The sequence below is a fragment of the Anaeromyxobacter sp. SG17 genome, assembly GCF_022690695.1.
Taxonomy (GTDB): Bacteria; Myxococcota; Myxococcia; order Myxococcales; family Anaeromyxobacteraceae; genus Anaeromyxobacter; species Anaeromyxobacter soli.
In genome coordinates this window covers 167,694-185,666 of sequence record NZ_JALCYX010000002.1, presented here as the reverse complement: position 1 = coordinate 185,666, position 17,973 = coordinate 167,694, and the positions used below count along the sequence as shown (strand labels likewise).

At 72.4% G+C, this 17,973-nt stretch carries 19 protein-coding genes; 11 read left to right on the top strand and 8 right to left on the bottom strand.

Translation table 11 applies throughout. The annotated features are described in order from the left end of the window. Positions 1 to 65: 65 nt before the first annotated feature. The 5 genes from MNY60_RS01910 to MNY60_RS01890 are packed head-to-tail and all read right to left on the bottom strand — an operon-like array spanning position 66 to position 3,826. Positions 66 to 290, bottom strand: coding sequence for a hypothetical protein (locus tag MNY60_RS01910; RefSeq protein WP_242337698.1), 225 nt, complete (start codon positions 288 to 290; stop codon positions 66 to 68). A 2-nt stretch (positions 291 to 292) separates the two neighbouring features. Next, on the bottom strand, positions 293 to 2,506 hold the full coding sequence (feoB, locus tag MNY60_RS01905) for a ferrous iron transport protein B (protein WP_242337700.1): 2,214 nt from the start codon (positions 2,504 to 2,506) through the stop codon (positions 293 to 295). After that, positions 2,503 to 2,730, bottom strand: a complete 228-nt coding sequence (locus tag MNY60_RS01900; protein ID WP_242337702.1) for a FeoA family protein — start codon at positions 2,728 to 2,730, stop codon at positions 2,503 to 2,505. Before MNY60_RS01900 ends, feoB begins: the two co-directional genes overlap by 4 nt. A gap of 14 nt (positions 2,731 to 2,744) precedes the next feature. Next, a complete protein-coding gene (locus MNY60_RS01895) occupies positions 2,745 to 3,020 on the bottom strand; it encodes a FeoA family protein (RefSeq protein ID WP_242337704.1) in 276 nt (91 codons plus the stop codon). 23 nt (positions 3,021 to 3,043) lie between these two features. Beyond that, positions 3,044 to 3,826 carry a hypothetical protein gene (locus MNY60_RS01890; RefSeq protein ID WP_242337706.1) on the bottom strand — a complete coding sequence of 261 codons (783 nt, stop codon included), beginning with the start codon at positions 3,824 to 3,826 and terminating at the stop codon, positions 3,044 to 3,046. Positions 3,827 to 4,113: 287 nt separating this feature from the next. On the opposite strand from MNY60_RS01890, the gene MNY60_RS01885 reads away from it, so the two are divergent. The 3 genes from MNY60_RS01885 (at position 4,114) to MNY60_RS01875 (ending at position 9,704) form a co-directional block, all read left to right on the top strand. Continuing rightward, entirely contained in the window at positions 4,114 to 4,671 is a 558-nt protein-coding gene (locus MNY60_RS01885; protein ID WP_242359930.1) for a class I SAM-dependent methyltransferase, read from the top strand. A 289-nt stretch (positions 4,672 to 4,960) separates the two neighbouring features. Beyond that, a complete protein-coding gene (locus MNY60_RS01880; RefSeq protein WP_242337710.1) occupies positions 4,961 to 6,685 on the top strand; it encodes an acyl-CoA carboxylase subunit beta in 1,725 nt (574 codons plus the stop codon). A 43-nt stretch (positions 6,686 to 6,728) separates the two neighbouring features. Continuing rightward, the gene (locus MNY60_RS01875) at positions 6,729 to 9,704 is read left to right on the top strand and encodes a biotin carboxylase N-terminal domain-containing protein (RefSeq protein WP_242337712.1); all 2,976 of its coding nucleotides are present in this window, start codon (positions 6,729 to 6,731) and stop codon (positions 9,702 to 9,704) included. Between the two features lie 132 nt (positions 9,705 to 9,836). On the opposite strand, the gene MNY60_RS01870 is transcribed toward MNY60_RS01875, so the two are convergent. Continuing rightward, positions 9,837 to 10,034, bottom strand: a complete 198-nt coding sequence (locus MNY60_RS01870; RefSeq protein WP_242337714.1) for a hypothetical protein — start codon at positions 10,032 to 10,034, stop codon at positions 9,837 to 9,839. Between the two features lie 334 nt (positions 10,035 to 10,368). Between MNY60_RS01870 and MNY60_RS01865 the strand changes: the two genes are divergently transcribed. The 3 genes from MNY60_RS01865 (at position 10,369) to MNY60_RS01855 (ending at position 11,955) form a co-directional block, all read left to right on the top strand. Continuing rightward, on the top strand, positions 10,369 to 11,325 hold the full coding sequence (locus tag MNY60_RS01865) for a hypothetical protein (RefSeq protein WP_242359929.1): 957 nt from the start codon (positions 10,369 to 10,371) through the stop codon (positions 11,323 to 11,325). Then, complete coding sequence (locus MNY60_RS01860; protein ID WP_242337718.1) at positions 11,322 to 11,528, top strand: hypothetical protein; 207 nt, start codon at positions 11,322 to 11,324, stop codon at positions 11,526 to 11,528. The genes MNY60_RS01865 and MNY60_RS01860 overlap by 4 nt, the downstream gene beginning before the upstream one ends. A 193-nt stretch (positions 11,529 to 11,721) precedes the next feature. Further along, on the top strand, positions 11,722 to 11,955 hold the full coding sequence (locus MNY60_RS01855) for a hypothetical protein (RefSeq protein WP_242355122.1): 234 nt from the start codon (positions 11,722 to 11,724) through the stop codon (positions 11,953 to 11,955). A 36-nt stretch (positions 11,956 to 11,991) separates the two neighbouring features. On the opposite strand, the gene MNY60_RS01850 is transcribed toward MNY60_RS01855, so the two are convergent. Then, a complete protein-coding gene (locus MNY60_RS01850; RefSeq protein ID WP_242355124.1) occupies positions 11,992 to 12,774 on the bottom strand; it encodes a DUF169 domain-containing protein in 783 nt (260 codons plus the stop codon). Between the two features lie 195 nt (positions 12,775 to 12,969). Between MNY60_RS01850 and MNY60_RS01845 the strand changes: the two genes are divergently transcribed. Then, a complete protein-coding gene (locus MNY60_RS01845; protein WP_242337723.1) occupies positions 12,970 to 13,164 on the top strand; it encodes a hypothetical protein in 195 nt (64 codons plus the stop codon). A 57-nt stretch (positions 13,165 to 13,221) separates the two neighbouring features. On the opposite strand, the gene MNY60_RS01840 is transcribed toward MNY60_RS01845, so the two are convergent. Then, on the bottom strand, positions 13,222 to 13,659 hold the full coding sequence (locus MNY60_RS01840; protein WP_242337725.1) for a universal stress protein: 438 nt from the start codon (positions 13,657 to 13,659) through the stop codon (positions 13,222 to 13,224). A 187-nt stretch (positions 13,660 to 13,846) separates the two neighbouring features. Here MNY60_RS01840 and MNY60_RS01835 point away from each other — a divergent pair, with 187 nt between their 5' ends. The 4 genes from MNY60_RS01835 to hpnH all read left to right on the top strand — a co-directional run bounded on the left by MNY60_RS01835 (position 13,847) and on the right by hpnH (position 17,962). After that, positions 13,847 to 15,307 carry a YhjD/YihY/BrkB family envelope integrity protein gene (locus MNY60_RS01835; protein WP_242359928.1) on the top strand — a complete coding sequence of 487 codons (1,461 nt, stop codon included), beginning with the start codon at positions 13,847 to 13,849 and terminating at the stop codon, positions 15,305 to 15,307. A gap of 82 nt (positions 15,308 to 15,389) precedes the next feature. Continuing rightward, entirely contained in the window at positions 15,390 to 15,626 is a 237-nt protein-coding gene (locus MNY60_RS01830) for a hypothetical protein (RefSeq protein WP_242337728.1), read from the top strand. 309 nt (positions 15,627 to 15,935) lie between these two features. Beyond that, positions 15,936 to 16,967, top strand: coding sequence for a hopanoid-associated sugar epimerase (gene hpnA, locus MNY60_RS01825; protein WP_242337730.1), 1,032 nt, complete (start codon positions 15,936 to 15,938; stop codon positions 16,965 to 16,967). Further along, complete coding sequence (gene hpnH, locus MNY60_RS01820) at positions 16,952 to 17,962, top strand: adenosyl-hopene transferase HpnH (protein ID WP_242359927.1); 1,011 nt, start codon at positions 16,952 to 16,954, stop codon at positions 17,960 to 17,962. Before hpnA ends, hpnH begins: the two co-directional genes overlap by 16 nt. Positions 17,963 to 17,973: the final 11 nt, after the last annotated feature.

The following is a 17,973-nucleotide window of genomic DNA, read 5'->3' as shown; positions in this document are numbered from 1 at the left end:
CCGGGGGAGCTTCCTCCCCGGGTCGAGTCGGGCTGCGGGATGGGCGAGGGGGTGCGAGGAGCGGATCAGGTCCCCGTGCCGCCGCCGGCGGAGGCCGACGGCCGCGGTGGGCGCGGCTCCGGGCGGCGGCCGAGCGTCACGAGGGGCGCGGGTGCGCGTGCCCGGGCGCTGCACGCGCCGCCCGACGAGCACCCGTGGCAGGCGCCTCCGCCCCTCCAGAGCGAGCGGTAGAGGAGGTAGAGCGCGCCCGCCATGACGAGCGCGGCGATGACGGCGTCTTCGAGGCCCATGCTCACGCCCCCAGCCCGAGCAGGCGGCCGCCCTGGTAGACGAGGAGCGCCATCCCCCAGGCGAGCGCCGTCTGGTACGCGAAGGCGACGCCGAACCACTTCCAGCCGCCGAACTCCTGGCGCATGGCGATGGCGACCACCACGCACGGCATGTAGAGCAGCACGAACACCATGAAGCCGAGCGCGGTGAGCGGCGTGAACGCGCCGCGCACGGCGTCCTTGAGCGGGGAGGGCGCCTCGTCGGCCTTGTCGATGGAGATGGAGGAGAGCCCCGCGGTGGACACCACGTTCGAGAGCGCCTCGCGCCCGGCGCCCACGAACGAGGTGCCGATCTCGCGCAGGTCCTCGGCGAACGTCGGCGCCTGCTCCTCGTGGGCGGGCTTCGGCGCGTAGATCTCGGACATCGTGCCGACCACGATCTCCTTGGCGATGACGCCGGTGATGAGCGAGGACGCCGCCTCCCAGGTGCCGAAGCCGAGCGGCGCGAGCGCGGGCGCCATCACCTGCCCCGCCTTGCCGAGGTACGAGTCCTTCTTGTGCTCCACGCCCCAGGGCAGGTTGAGCATGAACCAGACGATGACGGACACCGCGAGGATGTAGGTGCCGGCCTTGGTGAGGAAGTGCTTCCCCTTCTCCCAGGTGTGGAGGCACAGGCTGCGCAGCGACGGCATGCGGTAGGGCGGGAGCTCCATGATGAACGCCGGCGCCTCGCCGCGGAACAGCGTCTTCTTGAAGACGACGCCCATGGTGATCGCGAGCGCGATGCCGATGACGTAGAGCGACCAGATGACCGTGCCGGGCCGCTGCGGGAAGAACACCCCGACGAACAGCACGTACACGGGGAGGCGCGCGCCGCAGGACATGAGGGGGATGAGGAGCGCGGTGAGGATGCGGTCGCGCCCGCTCTCCAGCGTGCGGGTGGCGTACACGCCGGGGACGTTGCAGCCGAAGCCGAGGACCATCGGGATGAACGACTTCCCGTGGAGCCCCATCGCGTGCATCGCCTTGTCCATCACGAAGGCGGCGCGGGCCATGTAGCCGGAGCCCTCGAGGAAGGTGATGAAGAACATCATCGCGAAGATGACGGGGACGAAGACGAGCACGAAGCCGACGCCCGCGATGACGCCGTCGTTCACGAGCGACACCGTCCAGCCCGGCGCGCCGATCGCGCCGAGCAGGACCGCCGCCCAGCGCTTGAAGGGGCCGCTCGTCATCGCGTCGATCCAGTCGCCGAAGGGGGCGGAGAGATCGAACGTGAGCTTGAAGACGAGCCACATGGCGGCGAGGAAGATGGGGATCCCGAGGAAGCGGTTCAGGACCACCCGGTCGATCCGCTCGGTGAGCTCGGTCTTCTGGAGGCTCGGCCTCTCGAGCACCTCGCGGGTGAGCCCCGCCGCGAGGCCGTAGCGGGCCTCGGCGACGATCGCCTCCACGTCGTCGCCGTGGGCGGCGACGAGGTGGGCGAGCGGCGCCGCGACGAGGGCGTCGCGCTCGAGGCCGGTCTCCTCGAGGACGCGCGCGTCCCCCTCGACGAGCTTCAGCGCCAGCCAGCGCGCGGGGAGGCGCGCGGTGAGCTCCGGGTGTCGCTCCTCGAGGGCGCGCGCCACGCCCGCGGTCGCGCCGTCGAGGTCGGGGCCGTAGGAGAGCGGGGCGATCGTCCGGACGTGGCTGCGGTCGGCGGTGGCGACGACCGCTCCGAGCAGCTCCTCGAGGCCCTGCTTGCGCGTCGCGGAGGTCGGGACCACGCGGACGCCGAGCCGCGCCTCGATGCCGCGCACGTCGATGCGGTGGCCCTTCGCCTGCGCCTCGTCGTACACGTTGAGCGCCATCACCACCGGGATGCCGAGCTCGAGGAGCTGCACCGTGAGGTACAGGTTCCGCTCGAGGTTCGTCGCGTCCACGACGTTCACGATGACGTCGGGCCGCTCGTGGGCGAGGTAGTCGCGCGCGACGATCTCCTCCTGCGAGTAGGGCGAGAGGGAGTAGGTGCCCGGCAGATCGACGAGCCGCAGGCGCCGCCCCTCGTGCTCGAAGGCGGCCTCCTTCTTCTCCACGGTGACGCCCGGCCAGTTGCCCACGTGCAGGCGGCTGCCGGCGATCGCGTTGATGAGCGTGGACTTGCCGGAGTTGGGGTTGCCGGCGACCGCGATGGTGATCGACCGCGCGGCGCCGGGGTGCTCTGCGGAGACCGGGGAGAGCTTCGGCGCGGCGCTCACGGCGTCACCTCCACCGCGATGCCCTCCGCCTCCTTCTTGCGGAGCGACAGGTGGTAGCTGCGGATCCGCACCTCGATGGGATCGCCGAGCGGGGCGACCTTCTCCACCCGCACCTCCTCGCCGGGGAGGAGCCCCATGTCCATGAGCCGCCGCCGCATCGGGCCGATCGCCCCGATCGCCGTGATGCGCCCCTTCTCGCCGGGAGAGAGCCTCGCCAGGTTCATTTCCGTCGTCTCCGTCACTTGGTGACCTTGATCTTCATGGCGACGCCGCGATCGACCGCGATGCGCGACTCGTCCACCTTGACGAGCACCGGGCCCGCGCCGTTGCTGAGCATCACGACCCGCTTGCCGATGCGGAGGCCCATCTCCTCTGCGCGCGACTCGCACCCGCCGCGCGCGGCGGTGGCGACGGCGACGATCTCCGCGGACTCCCCGTCGCCGAGGAGGCCGAGGGGCATCCCGGGGCGCGGGGCGGGCGAGCCGTCCGCTGCGGTGCTGCTGGAACGAGGCATGTGGCGGGTTCTCCGACTGCGAGTCACATCGACTGCGTGAGCTGGAAGGTGAAGACCGGCAGGCCACCGCCCTGCGAGACCGGGAAGAGCGCGCCGGCCATGAGCGCGCTGTTCTCGGCGAGCGCGACCTTCACGGTGGGGCCGGCGGAGACCGCGACCTCGCCGGCGGAGACCTCGGAGACCACCTCGGCGAGCGCGCGCCAGCGGGCGCCGAGCGCCACCGCGGCCGACGTGCCGAAGTGCAGGTGCGGCGACCACGCGGTGACGCCGCTCGCGACGCTCGCGCTCGCGCGCAGCGCCATGCGGCCGAGCGCGCGGATGGCGCCGAGCCCGAGGCCGGCCTCCGCCTCGTGGAGGGAGTGCGTCGAGCCGAACAGATCGACCGACGCGGAGAGCCCGGTCCGCGTCGCGCTCGGGGCGCGGAGCAGGAGCTTGAGCGACGCGCCGGGGGTGTCGAGCGCGACGGTGCCCCCCGTGCCGAGCCCCACGTCCGCGGAGAGGCCGACGCGCTCACCCAGCCCCATCGCGAGCTGGACGCGCGGCGAGGCCTGGAGCGCGGTCTCCCCGGTGACGGGATCCGGCTCGCCCTCGGCGAGGGCGAGGGAGAGGTTCAGGTCGCGCCCTGCGGGTGGGAGCGTGTCGCAGAGGAAGAGCGCCTCGGCGACGAGCTCGGGCTCCTCCTGGCCGGGCGCGTCCTCCTGCGAGCGCGCGAGGAGCGGCGCGACGGCGAGGGCGGCGAGGGCGAGGAGGGCGGCGCGGCGGTAGCGGCGGGAGCGCGAAGAGCAGCAGGAGTGCGTGGGGCGCATGTTCGGTCACCTCGGGCCGGCGCCCGCGTGCGGGCTCCGGGGTCGGGGCGCTGGGCTCGAGGTCCTCTGGCCGCCAATCTTGCGAATCATTCTCAATTTCGAAACGGACGATACTCGGTCTCAGCGGGTCCGATCCACGGACTCGCAGTGCGGCTGAGTTGACGACGATCAAGAGAGTGGGCCAAGTCCGCCCGGGCTCACGTGATCTTCGCCGCGAGATCGCGCCCCGTGGCCGCACCCCAACGTCGCGCTACCGTGCCCCCGCCGGATGGGCGATCCCGGAGCCCATGGCCCACCGCGTCTGCCCCTGGTGGCTGGGTTATCTGCTGGTGAACCCGCTCCGGCGGCTCGTGCAGAACCCGCTCACGCTCCTGCGCCCGTACGTGGCGGAGGGGATGACGGTGCTCGAGCCGGGGCCGGGCATGGGCTTCTTCACGCTCGACCTCGCGAGGCTCGTCGGGCCCTCCGGCCGCGTCGTGGCGGTGGAGCTCCAGCCGAAGATGCTCGAGGCGCTCCGCCGTCGCGCCGGCCGCGCCGGCCTCGCCGAGCGGCTCGACCTCCGGCTCGCCCACCCCGACACGCTCGGCGTCGAGGATCTCGCGGGCGAGGTCGACGTGGTGGTCGCGTTCGCGATCGTGCACGAGCTGCCGAGCGCGGCGCGCTTCTTCGCGGAGGCCTCCGCGGCGCTCCGGCCCGGCGGCCGGCTGCTCCTCGGGGAGCCGAGCGGGCACGTCTCTACGGCGGAGCTCGAGCGCGAGCTCGTGGCCGCCTCGGACGCAGGGCTCCTCGTCGCCGCGCGTCCTTCCGTGTGGCGGAGCCACGCGGCGGTGCTCGTCAAGGCGTAGCGGTTCCCCGCGGAGAGGCCCGCCGGAGGCCGGGCGGCGCCTGCTCGCGCGCCCCTCCGCGGGCGGCGCGGCGCGCTGCGTCGCCGCCCCCACCGGTCCACGAAGCGGGCGCTCCGAGGTGCGATCCGGGGCGCAAAAGCTGCGAGACCCCTTGCCCGGGCGCGCGGTGCTTTGTGACAATCACGCACTTTTTCGTGACGAAGCCCGAGCGCGGTTCGCCGCCAGGCTGACCGGGCGATCGGCACGCTTTGCGCGGGATTCACACAGCGTCGTACAGAGGACCGAGCCCATGGCCACGAAGGCGATCAAACCGATCCTGACCAACCCGCTCGATCCGGTCGAGAAGGTCGAGTTCAACATCCCGGGCGAGATCGCCCGCGAGACCGGCGGCTACGAGGAGGCGATGAGGGAAGGGCACGACCTCGTCCAGCGCCCCATCCGCTCGGTCAGCATCGAGCAGATCGAGAAGCAGCACTTCAAGCGGCGCATGACGGTCTGGGAGCGCATCCGCGTCCTGACGGACAAGGATCCGATCGTCCTCTACCAGAACTGGGGCAAGAACCTCGACGGCGCGTCGCTCGTCACGGCGGTGCTGAACGTCCGGGGCCGCGACGTCGCCTGCTACGGCCACGACTTCACCGTGCGCGCGGGCTCGATGGACGCGACGAACGGCTCGAAGCTCGCGCGCCTCTTCCGGCTCGCCGGCGAGAAGGGCATGCCGCTCATCGGCATGAACGACAGCGCCGGCGCGTACGTGCCGGCCGGCGTGGGCGGGCTCGACGGCTACGCCGAGGCGTTCACCGCGCTGCGCAAGATCAGCGGCGTCGTGCCGTCCATCATGTGCATGTTCGGCTTCAACGCGGGCGGCGGCTCGTACCTGCCGCGCCAGGGCAGCTTCGTCATCCAGCCGAACGACACCTTCTTCGGCCTCACCGGCCCGGGCGTCGTGAAGTCGGTGCTCGGCGAGGACATCACGCCCGAGGAGCTCGGCGGCCCCAAGGTCCACGGCGCCTCCGGCGTCGCCGACCTCACCGTGGCGGACGAGCTCGCCGCGCTCCGCCAGGCGGTGCGCCTGCTCGCCTACCTCCCCGACAACAACGGCGTCTCCGCGCCGTTCCAGCCGACGAGCGACCCGCTCGACCGGAAGACCTGGGAGATCAACACGCTGCTCAAGAAGGCGTTCAACTCGCCGACCGGCTTCAACACGCCGTTCGACGTGTCGATCATCATCCAGCAGGTGTGCGACTACGGCGACTACTTCGAGATCCAGCCGGAGCGCGCGCGGGAGGTCGTCACCGCGTTCGGCCGGCTCGGCGGGAACGTCGTCGGCTTCGTCGCGAACAACAGCGCCGTCGGCTCCGGGCAGATCGACTGCGACACCGCGCTGAAGATCGCGAGGTTCGTGCGGTTCTGCAACATCTACAACATCCCCATCATCTTCATGGAGGACACGACCGGCTTCCTCCCCGGCCGCGAGCAGGAGGCGCGCGGCATCGTGCAGGCGGGCCGCTCGATGCTCGACGCGATCGTCGACGTGCGCACCCCGCGCATCCTGCTCATCCTGCGCAACGCCTTCGGCGGCGCGTACGCGTCCTACAACAACTACCCGACCGGCGCGGACCTCGTGCTCGCGCTGCCGACCACGCGCCTCGCGGTGATGGGGCCGGCGGGCAAGGAGTTCGTCTACAAGGACGAGCTGCGCAAGGTCCGCGGCGCGGCGGCCGAGATGGTGAAGAAGGGCGTCGAGCAGCGCACCGCCGCCGGCATGGAGGGCCCCGCCGCCAAGAAGGACGCGGAGAAGGAGGCGGCGGAGTGGCTGAAGCAGCAGGAGGCCGCGCTCAACCGCCGCTACGAGAAGGAGCTCATGAACCCGAAGGAAGGGCTCGCGCTCGGCTCCATCTCCTCGCTCGTGATGCCCACCGAGCTGCGCAAGGTCCTCGGCGAGAACATGGGCTTCCTGCTCCGGCACTACAAGCCGTCCCCGATGTCCGGCCCGCAGCGCGAGTTCCACTAGGTCCGCGGCTCGACCCGAATCCAAGACTGGAGACTTGAGACCGATGGCTCCGACCGCCGACTACTACAAGACGAACCCCCTCGTTCACCGCGACCGCCGCCTCGGCAAGGCCGGCTCCGCGTGGATCCGCTCCTTCGCCTGCGAGGACCTGAAGCCGCTCATCGTCTGCCGCGGCCCGATCCGCAAGGAGGCGATGGACGTCTTCGAGGAGATGGGGATCCGCCACTACGGCATCCTCCTCTCCGAGAAGGACTCCATCGTCTACGCGAACGCGCTCGCCCCCGAGCTGCGCCAGCTCACCGACACGAGCCGCGTGCACCGGGTCCCCGACTACACCGGCGCGACGAAGGAGGAGCGCGTCGAGCGGATGAACCAGATCGTCCGCATCGCGCACGAGAACGGCTACGACTCGGTGTTCGCCGGCTACGGGTTCATGGCGGAGGACGAGGAGTTCGTCGCGACGCTCGAGCGGGCGGGCCTCAAGTTCATCGGCCCGAACTCGGTGACGCAGGCGCGCGCCGGCAAGAAGGACGAGGCCAAGCGGACCGCGCTGGAGGTGGGCGTCTCCGTGACGCCCGGCGTGAACAACGTCACCGCGCGCACGCTCCTCTCGAAGCACAAGACGCGCAAGGCGCTCCTCGCGCTCGTGGAGGCGGAGGACCTCACCGTCGACCGGAAGCTCCTCAAGGACGAGCAGCTGTCGCTCGAGGAGCTCGCCGACCACGTCCTCATGGCGTCCTACGCCAAGGGGATCGACCTCTACACCATCGACGAGCTCGGCTGGCAGGTGCAGCGCGAGGTCGCCGAGATGTTCAAGAAGCACCCCGGCACGCGCGTGCGCCTCAAGGCCATCGGCGGCGGCGGCGGCAAGGGCCAGCGCATCCTGGGCGGCGCGCTCCTCACCGCGAGGCACGCCGACGCGAAGCTCATCGAGGAGGCGGCCGCCGAGGCCCCCACGCTCGTCCGCGAGGTCCTGAACGAGGTCAAGGCGACCGGCGTCGGCGACAACAAGAACGTCCTCATCGAGCTCAACATCGAGCAGACCCGCCACAACGAGATCCAGCTCCTCGGCAACGGGAAGTGGTGCGTCTCGCTCGGCGGCCGCGACTGCTCCCTGCAGATGCACGAGCAGAAGCTCCTCGAGATCTCGGTCACGCAGGAGGGGCTCGCCGCCGCCATCGAGCGCTCGGAGCGGGCAGGGCGGAAGGACGAGGCCCGCGCGCTCGCGACCGACCTCGAGATCCTGAAGCGGATGGAGGACGACGCGGCCCGCTTCGGCGCCGCGGTCGGGCTCGACTCGGCCTCGACCTTCGAGTGCATCGTCGATCGCGACCGCTACTACTTCATGGAGGTCAACACCCGCATCCAGGTCGAGCACCGGGTGACGGAGCTCTGCTACTCGCTGCGCTTCGCGAACCCGGACGACCCGAGCGACGCGTTCGTGGTCGAGTCGCTCGTCGAGGCGATGGCGCTCCTCGCGCGCCACAAGGAGCGGCTCCCGAAGCCCACGCGGATCCCGCGCTTCGGCGCCGCGGCCGAGGCGCGCCTCAACGCGACCGACGCCTCGCTCTCGCCGCACGCGGGCGGCCTCATCCGCTTCTGGTCGAAGCCCATCGAGGGCGAGATCCGCGACGACCAGGGCATCAGCATGCCGAACCCGGACACCGGCATGTTCATGCGCTACCACGTGGCGGGCGCGTACGACTCCAACATCGCGCTGCTCCTCACGAAGGGCGAGGATCGCCTCGACAGCTACCTCCACCTCGCCAAGGTGCTGCGCAAGACGAGCCTGCGCGGCGTGAACCTCGCCACGAACCTCGAGTTCCACTACGGGCTCGTCAACTGGTTCCTCGGCCAGAACGTGATGGCGAAGCCGACCACCCGCTTCGTCGTGCCGTACCTCACGCTCGTGGGGCTCCTCGCCGAGGAGGGGAGCAAGCTCGACACCGCCTACGCGTTCGCCGAGATGAAGAAGCACTACGCGGCGCAGATCGCGAAGGAGAGCCCCGGCGACCCGTCGGTCACGAAGGCCATGGCGGAGGTGATCGACCGCAAGCTCACCCTGCTCACGCGCGTGATGGATCGGCTGCTCGAGGCGCCGCACCTCCTCGCCGGCTGGCTCAGCCTGAACCGCAAGCACTACCGGCTCGAGCAGGGCAAGGTGTTCTGGATCCGCAACCCGCTCGGCGTGCTCAACGACACGTACGAGTACCTGAACATGGGGTGGGACGCGCGGAAGCCGGCCGCCGAGGTGATCTGGCAGCACGACCACGAGCTGCTCCAGAAGTCGATCCGGTTCTACGTGGCGCTCCGGAAGACGTTCGGCCTCAAGAAGGAGGAGTTCTACAAGCTGAACGAGATCCTGAAGAGCGAGGCCCCGCAGGGCGGCTACGACGCCGAGACCTGGAGCCAGATCCGCGCCGCGCACCTCGGCTACGAGGCCGGCAACGAGCTGCTCGGGCTCCTCTTCACCGCCGCCGAGGCGGTGAAGTTCTTCGACTTCCGCGTGGAGGCGAACCTCGACGTCACGATCCCCGCGTACCTCAACGATCCCGAGCTCCAGGCGCGCATGAAGAAGGTGCTCGTGCCGCCGCCCGCGACGAAGGCCGACGAGCTCGTCGCCCCGTTCGGCGGCATGCTCTACCGCCAGGAGGCGCCCGGGAGGCCGCCCTTCGTCAGCGACGGCGTGCACTTCGACAAGGGGCAGGCGCTCTACATCATCGAGGTCATGAAGATGTTCAACACCGTCCGCGCGCCGTTCTCCGGCACGATCGACCGGGTCCTCATGACGGGGCCGGACGGGACGGTCGTGCAGAAGGGCCAGCCGCTCTTCAAGATCACCCCGGACGAGAAGTTCGTCGCGCAGGATCCCAAGCTCATCGAGCGCGAGCGGCGCGCGCGCACCGCCGAGCAGCTCCAGGCGGTGCTCATGACGCCGTACGAGAAGCTGTACGACGTCGAGCCGCGCGAGGTGGAGCTGGACCTCGTGCGGGCCGGCGACTACGTCCTCGCCGTGTAGCCGGGCGGCCCGCCCGGCCGCCGGACCCTCGAGAGCCTCGCCCGGCGGGCGGGGCTCTTCGTTCTTCTTTGGCGGGGCACCTCGTCCAGACGAGACGGGGCGGCGGCTGCCGGCGCGCGCGGCGCCCGCCGCTCACTGGCGGCGGCGCCCCTCGCCCGCGACGAGCTCGAGGCGACGCGCCTCCGCCGTCCCCGCGGCGCGCGCGCGGCTCTCGGTGCAGAAGCTCGCGAGCAGCTGCCCGTCCACGGTCACGCGCCAGAGGTGCGAGTCGACGCGCTCGATCGCGACGAGGTGCCCGCGAACGGACCGGGTGATGCGCGCGGCGCTCATCGTTTATTGTTAATCGCGCCAGCGGTGAAAAGCCCGCCCACGAGGGGCCGGAGCGCGGCTCGGAGAGACGGGGCTCGGACGTCCCTCCACGAGCGGTCAAGCCGGGTCCGTGCCGGGCGAGCCGGCGCTCGGGGCTTCCCAGCGGAGGGCGCAGGGCGTACAAGAGACGCGCGCCGGCCGGATCGGGCGTAGCGACCGGAAACGAGCGAGCGCCCTCCTCGACGGCAGACCCCAGACCGCGCTCTCCCGCTTTGCGACGCAGGCATCACCGCGTCGGGCGCGTGCGCGCGTCCTCTCGCGACACACGCGCTACAAGCCTTGCGAAAGGACGTCGATGGCCGATCTGAAGGAAGGAATGCTGGTACAGCACGCGTCCCTGGGAGTCGGCAAGGTCGTCGCCCTCGAGGCGAACGCGGTGCACGTCTTCTTCCCCGACAGCGAGAAGCGCTTCGCCGCGAAGCTCCGCCTGCCCGCCGCGAGGGCGCTGCTCTCGACCGACGGCCTGGAGCGGAACTCCTGGCTCGAGGGGCTCTCGTCCTTCGCGCTCGACGCGCAGAGCGGCCGCTACGCGCTCGCCGCGAACTTCCTCACCCACGAGGAGGCGGTCGCCGAGTTCCAGGCGCTCTATCCACAGGGCTTCGCCGATCCCGCCTACACTGCGAGCGGCAAGCGCGAGCGGGCGGCGCGGTGGCGCGCGGCGAGCGCCGCGTGGAAGGAGACGTTCCCGAGCGGCGAGGGCGCGCGGCTGGCCGACGAGGGCGAGGTGGGCGAGCTCGTGAAGCGGATCTCCCGCTCCGCTCCGCTCGCGGCGCTGTTCGACCCGGTGCTCGAGGAGGACGGCCTCGCCGAGGTGTTCGAGGACGAGGCCGCTGCCCGCGCCTTCTTCGACGCGCTGTTCGGCCTGCTCTCCGTCCCGGTCCCGGCCCGCGCCCGCTTCGACAAGCTCTTCGCGGCCGCCGCGGGGCTCGCCGTGGCGCCCGCCTCGAGCTGGGCGCTGGCCACGGCGCTCCCGCTCCTCGCCGACCCCGGCCGCCACGTCGTCATCTGGCCCAAGTCGACCCGCGCCGCCGCGGAGCGGCTCGGCTGCGACCTCCGCTACGACCCCGCGCCCAACTGGGCGACCTACTCCGCCGTGCGGGCGTTCGCGACGCAGCTCCGGGAGCGCCTCGCTCCGCTCGGCGCCCAGGACTTCGTGGACGTCGAGGTCTTTCTGAACGTCGTCGCCACGGCTCGCCGCCCGCAGCCCGCGGCGGTCGACGGCGCGACCACTCGCTCGAGGAGGACGCGGTGAACGACGGGTTCAAGGATCTCAAGGGCCGCATCCGCAAGCTCGAGGAGCAGCTCGTCGCACGCGGCCACGTCGACGTCGACTTCGCGCAGGCGGTGAGCCGGGTCCGGCGCGCGGTGCGCCACGGCGATCGCTCGCGGGAGCCGAGCCCGGAGCTGCGCGGGCTGCTCGAGCGCGCGGAGACCCTCGCTCGCAAGAGCACCTGAGCCGCTCCGGCGTCCTCCGCCGCCGCGCCGGGCATGGTCCCGGCAGCGGCGGTCTCCGTCCGATCCGGGAGGCGGCACGCCCCGCGAGGCGCGGCGAGCGCTCCCTCCTCGGCGCGGCGAGCGGCGGCTCGATGCCTGCAGAGCCGGGCACGGGGCGCTACAAGCTTCCAAGGTGTGACCGTCGCTCGGAGCCGTGGCTCCCTCCCCGGCCGCGCCCAAGGGAGACGAGATGGAGCACCCGGAGAAGGCCAGGCTCATCCACCATTACGACCGGGAGCGGGCCGGCATCCTCTGCGGCATCGAGGACCGGACCGCCCACTGGACCACGCGCAGGACCGTCAACTGCCCGCGCTGCAGCGAGATGCTGCGGGCGCGCGAGCAGCGGCCGTCCGCGCCGGAGGCGACGCACGCCGCAGACGCGGGCTGAGCCTGCACGAGCGGCCGCCGGCGCCTGCGAGCGCGCTCACTCCTCGCCCGCACGCCAGCGGCGCTCGAGCTCGACGTAGCTCGGCGGGAACGCCGGCTGCGCCCGCAGCGCGAACGAGGGGATGGGGTAGCGGATGCCGCCCCGGCCCGTCCCCTCCAGGCCGGCGACGATCGCGTCCGCCATCCCGAACGGGAAGGTGAACGCCAGCTCGTCGTCCGCGGCGAGGCCGAACAGCCGATCGCCGTAGCACGGCAGGATGAGCTGCGGCTCCTTCGTCTGGCGCGTCCGGATGACGATGTCGGCGCAGTCGCCGCGCCCGGTGAACTCCGCCTTGAAGCTGCCGCCCCGCTCGTAGAGCGCGGCGTTCACGAGCCGGAGCACCTGGGCCGAGTTTCCGTAGACCACCACCGTCTCGGGCTCGAAGGTCGATCGCTCGAGGGGGCCGACCACGACGCCGGAGATCTCGTCGCGGGCGAGGCGCGGCAGCGCCGACTCGAACGCCGCGCCGGCCTCCTGGCACGACGCGTACATCCCCTCGGCGAGCGCGCCGCGCTCGTAGTACGGGATGCGATCCTCGAACCCGAACGCCGCCTTGGCGATGGGGCAGGCGAGATCCTCGCCCGTGAACGCGATCGTCCAGCCGTAGCGGCGCGCGAGCGCGACGCACTGGCAGATCGCGACCTGCGCGCCGAGGTCCTTCGACGGCCGCTTCGCCTTCGCGGGGACGGGCTCGCCGGGCGCGAGCGGGCGGATCGCGACCGGGAAGGTGGCGACGCGGAGGTGCTTCTCGAGGTGCTTCGCGAGCGTGGGGGCGTCCATGAGGGGCTCCTCGGTCATGCGGGGCGCCCCACGATGCCACGCTCCGGGGGTGCTGCTCGACGCTCCGCGGGGGACGAGCGGACCGCCTGGCCTCTGCGAGCCCCGCCGCCGCACGTTACAACCCCTGGCAGGCGGGCCCGGTGCAGGGGCGGCTGGTCCCTCACCCGGCCCGCGGTTTCGACGGACGGAGACGCAATGGAGCAGCACGCGCAGAAGAAGATCGTCCACTACTACGACCGCGAACTGCAGCGGATCCTGTGCGGTGTCGTGGACCCAGGCGCCCACTGGACCATTCGCAGCCGGGTGAACTGCGAGCTCTGCAGCACGCTCCTCCGCGAGCGCCGGCTGCCGGTCGCCGCCCCCGAGGCTGCCGTCGCGGCGGACGCCTGAGCGAGCGCGCCCGAGGCGGCGCGCGGTGCGCCCGCCGCGGGCGCGTCCGCGCGCGCCTCAGGAGGCGATGCGCGAGCGCACCGTCAGCACGGGGATGGGCGAGAGGCGCACGACGCGCTCGGCGACGCTCCCCATGAACGCGTGCGCGAAGCCGCGCCGCCCGTGGGTGCCCAGCACGACGAGGTCCGCGCCCGCCTCCGCGGCGGCCGCGAGGATCTGCTCCCACGGCGCGCCCACCCGCACGGTGCCCTTCACCCCGGGGCACACGTCGCGGATCGACGTGAGCAGCTCCTCGAGCTTGGTCTCCGCGAGATCGGTGATGGGAGTCACGAGGTCGACCGGCGCGGCGAACTCCGTGTAGGTCGGGACCTCGGCGACGTGCGCGACCGTCAGCTGGGCGCCGGCGTCGCGCGCGATCGTGACCGCCATCTCGAGCGCCCGGCCCGAGGCCTCGCTGAAGTCGGTCGCGGCGAGGACGTGCTTGAACGTGGCCATGGCTTCCCTCCGTGCTCCCAGAGCGATCTTCCTCCTGTGCCGCCGGGCGGTGATCGCCGGCGGACCGCGAAAAGAAGGGGCTCCCCTCGCCGCGGTGTCCCGGCCGGGCGTCCCGGCGCCAGACGAGCGGCCGGGGCGGTGAGCGCCCGGCGCGGCGCGATCCTGCGAGGCGAAGGATCATGGAGGAGTGAGCGACGCCGCCTCGCACCCCGTCGACCGGCTGCGCGAGTTCTTCGCGGTGCGCATCTGGGACGTCCGCCCCGCGGAGCTGCCCCGCGCGAAGGCCGCGCTGTTCCGCGCGAGCCGGCTCGGCTACTCGACCCTCCGCGGGTTCCTCGAGAACCGGCTCACCGTCCGCGCCGCCGCGCTCACGTACTACAGCGTGCTCTCGGTGGTGCCGTTCCTCGCGTTCGCCTTCGCGGTGCTGAAGGGCTTCGGCGCCTACCAGGCGTTCGTCGAGGGCTTCGTGAGGCCGTACCTCGCCGACACGTTCGGGCCGAACCCGGCCCTGTTCCAGGCGAGCGAGCGGATCCTCGAGTTCGTCGATCGAACCGACGTGTCGCGCCTCGGCGCGGTGGGGCTCCTCGTCCTCGTCTACACGAGCGTGTCGCTCGTCTCGAGCATCGAGATGGCCCTCAACGACGTGTTCGGCGCCAAGACCACCCGCCCGTTCCTGCGCCAGATCACCGACTACGTGACCCTGCTCGTGACCACGCCGATCCTGGTCTTCGCGGCGGCGACGGTCTCCACCGCGGCGCAGAGCTCGAGCGTGGTCGTGTTCCTGCGCGAGCGGCTCCGCCTCGGTCCCGCGATCGACTTCGCGCTCGGCTTCACCCCGGTGGTGGTGGTCGGCCTCGCGCTGTTTGCGATGTACGTGATCCTGCCCAACGTCCGGGTCCGCCCGCTGTCGGCGCTCCTCGGTGCGCTGCTCGCCGCGATCGGCTGGCAGGGATCGCTCGTCGTGCACGTGCAGCTGCAGATGGGCGTCGCGAAGTACAACGCGCTCTACTCCGTCCTCGGCGCCATCCCGATCTTCCTCGTCTGGACCTACGTCTCGTGGCTCATCGTGCTCGTCGGCGCGGAGGTCGCGGCGAGCCACCAGAACGAGCAGGTCGTGCGCGAGCGGCTCCGCGGCCACCGGGCGGACCAGGCGCTGAAGGAGACGCTCGCGGTCGCCGCCGCCGCGCAGCTCACGCGCGACTACCTCGCGGGCGGGACGCGACGGACGCCCGTCGAGCTCGCCCAGCTCCTCGAGGTCCCGCCGGCGGAGGTCGAGGAGATCCTCGAGGCGCTCGCGCGGGCCGGGCTCCTCGTCCGCGCCGTCTCCAGCCACGGCGTCGGCTACGTCCCCGGGCGCGACGTGGACGCCATCCGCGCGAGCGACCTGCGGGAGGCGCTCCGCCGCGAGCCGGGCGTGGACGACGTGCGCGCCGCGGTCCTGCGGCGGCTCGGGCCGGAGCTGCAGCGGCTCCTCCACGCGACCGAGGAGGAGCGCCGCTCCTCTCCGCACAACGCGACGCTGCGCGAGCTCGCCGCCCTCGCGCGCGACCCCGCGCCGGGCCCGGGCGGCGCGCGCGGAGCGGGGGGCGGGCGGGCGGGGGATCGCCCCGAGGTGCTCGACGGGAAGGCGCCGGACTCGCCTGGATAGCCGTGGCCACGGCGAGCGCCCGAGCTCCCGGGGCCGGGCGCGCCGGCACGTCCCATGCTTTGCAGACCGCCAGGAGGAGCTCATGGCCAGGCGGGCGACCGAGTGGACGACGCTGCGGATCCGATGCTGCCGATGCGGGCGCGTCGATCGCTTCGTGGTCCCGGCAGCGGCGGCGTTCTCGCTGGCGGACCGGCTGATGCTCGCGCCGTGCGCGGGGACCCTCGGGCGCCAGGCGCCGTGCAACAGCCGGGATCGCCGCCTCGACGTCCGGCCCGCGGCGGCGGCCGAGCGCCACGGGGCTGCCGCCATTCCGGGCTGAGGCTGCTCACCGCAGCGGCAAGTCGCGCAGGATCCGCACACTGGATCGCGCTCACCTGGGGTGCATGCGCCCCGAGTGGGCCCGCGGTCGAGGTGCTTACGCCTCGGACGGTCGCACCCCATCGCGCGACCGCATCCGGACGACCCTAATACTGTTGCGTGATCGGCGGGAGGAACGAATCCTACACCCCTCGCCACAGGCGGGAGCTTCACTCTCGGGCGACGCGCCCCACGGCGCGCTGCGAGGCGGAATGGCGGGACTGCGCGAGGAGATCGACTCGTCGGAAGATCCGGCGCCACGGGGGACGCCGTGACCGGCCGTGCGCTCGTGACCGGCGCGTCGGGCTTCGTCGGGGCGAACGTGGCGCGGCTCCTCCTCGAGCGCGGCGCGGAGGTGCGCGTCCTCGTGCGGCCCGGATCGCCGCGCGCGAACCTCGACGGCCTCCCCGTCGAGATCGCCGTGGGCGACCTGCGCGACCGCGAGGCGGTGCGACGGGCGGTGCGAGGCTGCCGCCGCGTGTTCCACGTCGCGGCGGACTACCGGTTCTGGGCGCGCGACCCGCGCGAGCTGTATGCCTCCAACGTGGACGGCACCGTGCACGTCATGGACGCGTGCCTCGCCGAGGGGGTGGAGCGCGTCGTCCACACCTCCACGGTCGGGACGGTCGGGCTCTCAGCGCTCCCCACGCCCTGCGACGAGACGACGCCGCTCGCGCCCGGCCAGCTCACCAGCCACTACAAGCGCTCGAAGCTCGCCGGGGAGCGGGCCGCGCTCTCCTACGTCGCGCGCGGCCTCGCGGTCGTGGTGGTGAACCCGTCCGCCCCGGTGGGCGCGTGGGACGTGAAGCCGACCCCGACCGGGCGGATCCTGGTGGACTTCGCGCGCGGCCGGCTCCCGGCCTTCGTGGACACGGGGCTCAACGTGGTGCACGCGCGCGACGTCGCCGAGGGCCACCTGCTCGCCGCGGAGCGCGGGCGCGTCGGCGAGCGCTACATCCTCGGCCACCGGAACATGACGCTCGCCGAGATCCTCGCCGAGGTCGGCGCGATCCTCGGACGTCCGGCCCCGCGCGTGCGGCTCCCCTACCTCGCCGCCCTCGCGGTCGGCGCGCTCGACACGGCGGTGTCGCGCCTCGTCACCCACCGGCCGCCCTCGGTCGCGCTCGAGGCGGTGCGCATGGCCCGCCGGCGCATGTTCTTCGACGCCGCCAAGGCGGTGCGGGAGCTCGGGCTGCCCCAGACGCCGGTGCGGATCGCCTTCGAGGATGCGCTCACGTGGTTCGGGGAGCGGGGCTACTTTCCGCGCCCCGGAGAGGGGAAGGCGGCATGGGCATCCCGCTGAAGCAGGCGGTGGCGGTGGGCCGGTACATCGTGGCCCAGAAGCTGCGCGGGCGGGCGCGCTACCCGCTCGTGCTGATGCTGGAGCCGCTCTTCCGCTGCAACCTCGAGTGCGCCGGCTGCGGGAAGATCCAGCACCCGGAGGCCGTGCTGCGGAGCTCGCTCACGCCCGAGCAGTGCTGGGCGGCCTCCGACGAGTGCGGAGCACCCGTCGTGAGCATCGCCGGCGGCGAGCCGCTCCTCCACCCCGAGATCGCCCGCATCGCGCGCGGGCTCGTGGAGCGCGGCCGGTTCGTCTACCTGTGCACGAACGCCATCCTGCTCGAGAAGAAGCTCGCGCTCTTCGAGCCGCACGGGCGGCTGACGTTCAACGTGCACCTCGACGGCGTGGAGGCGCGCCACGACGCGTCGGTGCAGCGCGCCGGCGTCCACCGGGCCGCGGTGGCGGCCATCCGCGCGGCGCGGGCGCGCGGCTTCCGCGTGACGACCAACTCGACCCTCTTCGTCGGCCAGGACCCGGAGGAGGTGCACCGGTTCTTCGACGAGGTGATGGCGCTCGGCGTGGAGGGCATGACCGTCTCTCCCGGCTACGGCTACGAGCGGGCGCCGGACCAGGAGCACTTCCTGCGGCGGGACGAGACGCGCGCGCTGTTCCGCCGCGTGCTCGCGCCCGCGCGCGAGCGCGGCTGGCGCTTCAATCACTCGCCGTTCTACCTCGACTTCCTCGCCGGGCTCCGCGACTACCAGTGCACGCCGTGGGGCAGCCCCAACTACAGCGTCCTCGGCTGGCAGCGCCCCTGCTACCTTTTCGCGGAGGGCGGCCACGCGAAGACCTTCGCCGAGCTCATGGAGACGACGGACTGGGAGAAGTTCGGGGCGGGGCGCCACCCGCGCTGCGCCGACTGCATGGTGCACTCGGGCTACGAGCCCTCCGCGGTGCAGGACTCGATGGCCACCGTCGGGAACGTCGTCCGCTCCGTGCGGTCGCTCATGCGCTGAGGGAGGTAGGG

Bases quoted from the DNA above. Each gene is read 5' to 3' on its own strand.
- MNY60_RS01910 (WP_242337698.1), bottom strand. From the start codon at position 290: ATGGGCCTCGAAGACGCCGTCATCGCCGCGCTCGTCATGGCGGGCGCG.
- MNY60_RS01895 (WP_242337704.1), bottom strand. From the start codon at position 3,020: ATGCCTCGTTCCAGCAGCACCGCAGCGGACGGCTCGCCCGCCCCGCGC.
- MNY60_RS01870 (WP_242337714.1), bottom strand. From the start codon at position 10,034: ATGAGCGCCGCGCGCATCACCCGGTCCGTTCGCGGGCACCTCGTCGCG.
- MNY60_RS01880 (WP_242337710.1), top strand. From the start codon at position 4,961: ATGGCCACGAAGGCGATCAAACCGATCCTGACCAACCCGCTCGATCCG.
- hpnH (WP_242359927.1), top strand. From the start codon at position 16,952: ATGGGCATCCCGCTGAAGCAGGCGGTGGCGGTGGGCCGGTACATCGTG.
- MNY60_RS01900 (WP_242337702.1), bottom strand. From the start codon at position 2,730: ATGAACCTGGCGAGGCTCTCTCCCGGCGAGAAGGGGCGCATCACGGCG.
- MNY60_RS01890 (WP_242337706.1), bottom strand. From the start codon at position 3,826: ATGCGCCCCACGCACTCCTGCTGCTCTTCGCGCTCCCGCCGCTACCGC.
- MNY60_RS01830 (WP_242337728.1), top strand. From the start codon at position 15,390: ATGGCCAGGCGGGCGACCGAGTGGACGACGCTGCGGATCCGATGCTGC.
- MNY60_RS01850 (WP_242355124.1), bottom strand. From the start codon at position 12,774: ATGGACGCCCCCACGCTCGCGAAGCACCTCGAGAAGCACCTCCGCGTC.
- MNY60_RS01865 (WP_242359929.1), top strand. From the start codon at position 10,369: ATGGCCGATCTGAAGGAAGGAATGCTGGTACAGCACGCGTCCCTGGGA.
- MNY60_RS01885 (WP_242359930.1), top strand. From the start codon at position 4,114: ATGGCCCACCGCGTCTGCCCCTGGTGGCTGGGTTATCTGCTGGTGAAC.
- MNY60_RS01840 (WP_242337725.1), bottom strand. From the start codon at position 13,659: ATGGCCACGTTCAAGCACGTCCTCGCCGCGACCGACTTCAGCGAGGCC.
- MNY60_RS01845 (WP_242337723.1), top strand. From the start codon at position 12,970: ATGGAGCAGCACGCGCAGAAGAAGATCGTCCACTACTACGACCGCGAA.
- MNY60_RS01875 (WP_242337712.1), top strand. From the start codon at position 6,729: ATGGCTCCGACCGCCGACTACTACAAGACGAACCCCCTCGTTCACCGC.